The sequence below is a fragment of the Alicyclobacillus vulcanalis genome, assembly GCF_900156755.1.
GTDB classification, from domain to species: Bacteria; Bacillota; Bacilli; order Alicyclobacillales; family Alicyclobacillaceae; genus Alicyclobacillus; species Alicyclobacillus vulcanalis.
Genome location: NZ_FTOO01000024.1, coordinates 1 through 3,877 on the forward strand (window position 1 = coordinate 1; position 3,877 = coordinate 3,877).

Here is a 3,877-nt window from a genome sequence, read left to right on the forward strand (position 1 = left end):
TACTTTTGGTGTTCGCCACACTTTAGTAGACACGCACGGTGGCTTCGTCGTCAATTGAGGACGACGGCTTTTACACCACTACTTGAGACTCTAACAAGCTTAGCTAAAGAAGGAGTGAGCTTCATTGATAAATTGCATTTGCAAAACATATTACATTCTATTCAGTACAGTTTGAATGAATTTGCCCATATCTCTGATGAAAAGGCATGGGAAATCGTCAGAGAGACATATTTTGATTTGGGCGGAGCGATTATTTCAAGTGGAAGTGGTTTAATTTCTAGTGACAACGCGGCTCAAGGGAAGCCACGCAGGGTGCAAGACCAAGGGGGTTCGATCCAGCTATGAGATCAAGGGCTGCACAACAGATGTATAACATATACCGAGCTGGAATCGGGATTGCCGTGACTGTGTTTGGCTTTGCCTTATTAAATTTAATTCCGTGGATCCGCGTACATCTCGTTTGGGAATTATGGTGGGCATCTACGCTGATCATTGCGCTATTTTGCATACTCATATGCATTTCTCTCATAAAGTTCATGCTGTTTTACAAAAAACGCTTGTAGTTATCTTCTTGTTCCCCATCCCCTTCCAGGTGAGAGCCGACAATCTCACAGGGGGGATTTTTCGTGTCCAGGTGTGTACGGTGTGGTCGCCCTCTGCGTTAGCCGTCCGGCGTTCACCGCGGAGCAGGGCCGGCGTGCGCGAAGTTGTTGTTAAGTAAGCGTAAACCCAAACCCACATGGCGTTCATCCTCTCATCGCTTGAAAATGTCCTCATCAAGCCGCGGGAGGGTTCTTGTATGCGAAAGCACATGTCTCACCAGGAACGCCGTGAACGTTGGCGTGAACACATCGCCGCCTTCTACGACAGCGGCCTATCCGCCAGCCAGTTCTGCGCTGAGCACGGTCTGAAACCCCATCAGTTCCGGTACTGGCTTCGTCGACATCGAAACGCACCCGTCCATGATCCTCAAGAGACGGCTGCGTGATCGACTGGCGGACAGGACGGATGTGCTGGAGAAGGTCAAGGCGTTGACGTTGTTGCCGGATGATCTGCACGCAAACGTTCGAGATGGTCGCGGACTACTACGAGGTTGGCGTGGAGGCAATTAAGTCGCTGATTAAGGATCATCGCGACGAGCTGACGTCGGACGGGCTGAAGGTACTCAGCAGTATTGAATTTAAAGACTTGGCTAGGTCCTTTGAGGACAAGGGAATGTTTGGGTTTTCGTCGAAGACTAGGGGTTTGACGTTGATTCCTCGCCGCGCCATTCTTCGCATCGGCATGCTTCTTCGGGACAGCCAGGTAGCCAGGACAGTGCGCACGTACTTACTGAACGTCGAAGAGGAAGCGCGTGCTGAAGCGCCACACATTGTGGAGCGGGCTGTCCAACACATTTCGTGGCGCGAGGTTTACTCGTCCGTCAACTACAAGAAGCGCCTTGGAAAGTTGATCGGCTTATCAGACGGTACGGCGACGCTTCTTGCGTTGTCGCATACCGAGCGGGAGTTCGGCATTAGTCTCGGCAAGTACAAGCGGCACATTCGCGACGATGATCTGGACGAGACCTTTTCCCCGACGGAACTCGGCAAGCGGATGTTGCCGCCCGTGTCGGCGCAACGCATGAATCGGTTGCTAGGCGAAGCCGGGTTGCAGCAATGGGACGAGGCAGCGGGCGTGGGTATTGACGGACACCGGCAAGCCGTATGCGAAGCTGTTACCCGTCGAGGTGTTCCATCCGGACAAGAACGTGTCGACGACGAAGTACGCGATTCGTTGGAAGTTGGCGGTGTTGCAGGAGCTGACGAAGCGATGAACGCTCATTGGAATACGGTCAAGCGTGCTTTTGAAAACGCCGTTTTCGAGGACGTCGGCAAGGCAGCGAAGAAGATCCCCCGGGGGATTTGGGAAATGTGCGGTGCTGTTCGCCCAGTCTGGTGGATCGATTTGTCACCCATCGGAACCACTTCTTTCGATTGGACAGCCCGAAACGCGGGAGCCTATCATCCTCTCTCAATCTACTTTTGAACTTCCAACTGAAAAATCAGTTTGCGCTGCAATCCCGCATTGGCGTGCTGTTTCTCTTGAATGCTATCGGGACCTGGGTCGCGCTCAACTGGATTCTGTGGAAAGGAAGCTGCCGGGGTGGATCCAGGGTTTTCTCGTCTCGGGTGGCGCGGCCTTTGCGTAGCTCGGCATAGGGTCGATTCCTGGATTGTGGTCTCTGGTATTCGGAAGACATGGTTTTCCGCGACGTCGACCAGGCGGCCCGGGCGCGCATCGGTTTCCCCATGGATCGGGTATCGGGTCGCGCCGCCGTTCATGGGGCATCACGTTCTCCCTCTGCATGGAAGTATTGCGACGCGGGGAACCCTGTCGGTCGTCATCGAAATCGTGTTTGTAATCTTGACGGTCGTGGCGCTTCTCGTCCGGGCCGCTCGCATAGACGACTTCCCGAATCCGTCGAACGAAATGTAGGAGAAAGAAGGAAATCGATCGGCTGTTCACGAATGCAAAAGGAGATTAACGTTGAAGGCGAAGGCCGTGCATCCGTGATGAGTGCGAGGGGTTTGGCGCGGCGGCTGCGGGACGCAAGAGAATTTGAGCCTGGGGTGTGAGACATATGCGGACGATCGTGTGGGCGGTGGACGGATCGGAGTGCTCGTGGCGGGCAGGAGAGTGGGCCGCGCAGATGTTGGGGAAATGGCCGGAGGCGGAACTGGTCGCGGTGTACGTGCATGTGCCCACGGTGCCAGCGGCGGACGCATGGACGGGGATCGGGTTGCCGACGGTGATGGATGTGGAGGCGCAGGAGTCGGCCATCGGCCGCGAACTTCGTGAAAAGGTGTTTGAACGCTTTCAGCCCTATGCCGCGCGCGTGGTGTTTCGCGAGGAGTACGGCGCGCCGGCGGACGTGATCGTGGATGCGGCGGAGGCCGTGGATGCAGATTTGATTGTTATTGGCACGCACGGGCGGAAGGGGCTCGATCGCGTCCTTATGGGCAGCGTCAGCACTGCGGTGATGCACCGAGCGAGGCAGGCGGTGTGGGTGGTAAGGTAAATCGGGCACCAGGAGAGTAACCACATAAGCGTGGAGGATGCCCCATTCATAAATGGATTTTCTGCGTGACGCTACAAGAACATTTCGCAAAGATCGATCGCGTCAAGGAGACAAATCCATGTCTGGTAAGGGGGGAACCCGCTTAGGCCCTATGCTGTTCCCGAGGAACGGTATGCATTAAGCCACACGGCTTATCATGAAACATCGTCAAGGACGGCAGAGGTGAACCGTTTGACGACTCGGCCGCAGAACGCGCTGCGAAGTGGGAGACAGAGCCGATGGTATCGCTGTCGCCCGTGCACGTCACGATTTCGGATGAGGCGTATCGGTTGTGTTCTCAGTATTCTGAGAGCGAAAGCACAGGTGAAGAACGCAGCGCGTGGCAGGATTGGTTGCTTTCGCTGCTGATGTCACATTGTATGCCGAAGGTAAGCAAAGCTTGCCCACTGTTGGCTTAGACGCTGTTGCTATAGCTCCGGTCATTAGATTATTGAAGGAGGGTAAGGAGATAGTGGGGGGATTAAGGATATGTCGCATTTTCTGAGAGGTGGTACGGAGAATTTGTTCGGACAGGATCAGCAATGGGATGTGGTCCGTAAGATGTACGGTGATCTTGGAGGGGCAATGATCTCGGCCGCCAACACATTGCAGTCATCTACATCGGAAGAAAAGGGAAAAAACGATGAAAAAAGCAGCAGAACAGCTTAATATAACGTATAAAGGGTGTGTCAAGTGTTCTGTGTAAACTCCATTTTGAAGAGATTACATTCGTTCCTGTGGCGGGTCCCAGGCTGTCGTACCATGTGAGGCTGTCAA

4 protein-coding genes are annotated in these 3,877 nt (G+C 54.3%); all 4 read left to right on the forward strand.

Annotated elements, in window-relative coordinates:
- On the forward strand, positions 1-345 hold a 345-nt coding region (locus BW934_RS15295; protein ID WP_234969857.1), incomplete at its 5' end, for a hypothetical protein.
- 454 nt (positions 346-799) lie between these two features.
- Positions 800-988 (forward strand): IS66 family insertion sequence element accessory protein TnpA, encoded by a 189-nt coding sequence (gene tnpA, locus BW934_RS14540; protein WP_234969858.1) that lies wholly within the window; start codon positions 800-802, stop codon positions 986-988.
- Between the two features lie 59 nt (positions 989-1,047).
- Positions 1,048-2,028 carry a hypothetical protein gene (locus BW934_RS14545; RefSeq protein ID WP_234969859.1) on the forward strand — a complete coding sequence of 327 codons (981 nt, stop codon included), beginning with the start codon at positions 1,048-1,050 and terminating at the stop codon, positions 2,026-2,028.
- Positions 2,029-2,623: 595 nt separating this feature from the next.
- Positions 2,624-3,061, forward strand: a complete 438-nt coding sequence (locus BW934_RS14555) for a universal stress protein (RefSeq protein ID WP_076349309.1) — start codon at positions 2,624-2,626, stop codon at positions 3,059-3,061.
- The last annotated feature ends 816 nt before the right edge of the window (positions 3,062-3,877 follow it).

Excerpts from the sequence above, each read along its gene's own strand:
- BW934_RS14545 (WP_234969859.1), top strand. The coding sequence starts at position 1,048 with ATGATCTGCACGCAAACGTTCGAGATGGTCGCGGACTACTACGAGGTT.
- tnpA (WP_234969858.1), top strand. The coding sequence starts at position 800 with ATGCGAAAGCACATGTCTCACCAGGAACGCCGTGAACGTTGGCGTGAA.
- BW934_RS14555 (WP_076349309.1), top strand. The coding sequence starts at position 2,624 with ATGCGGACGATCGTGTGGGCGGTGGACGGATCGGAGTGCTCGTGGCGG.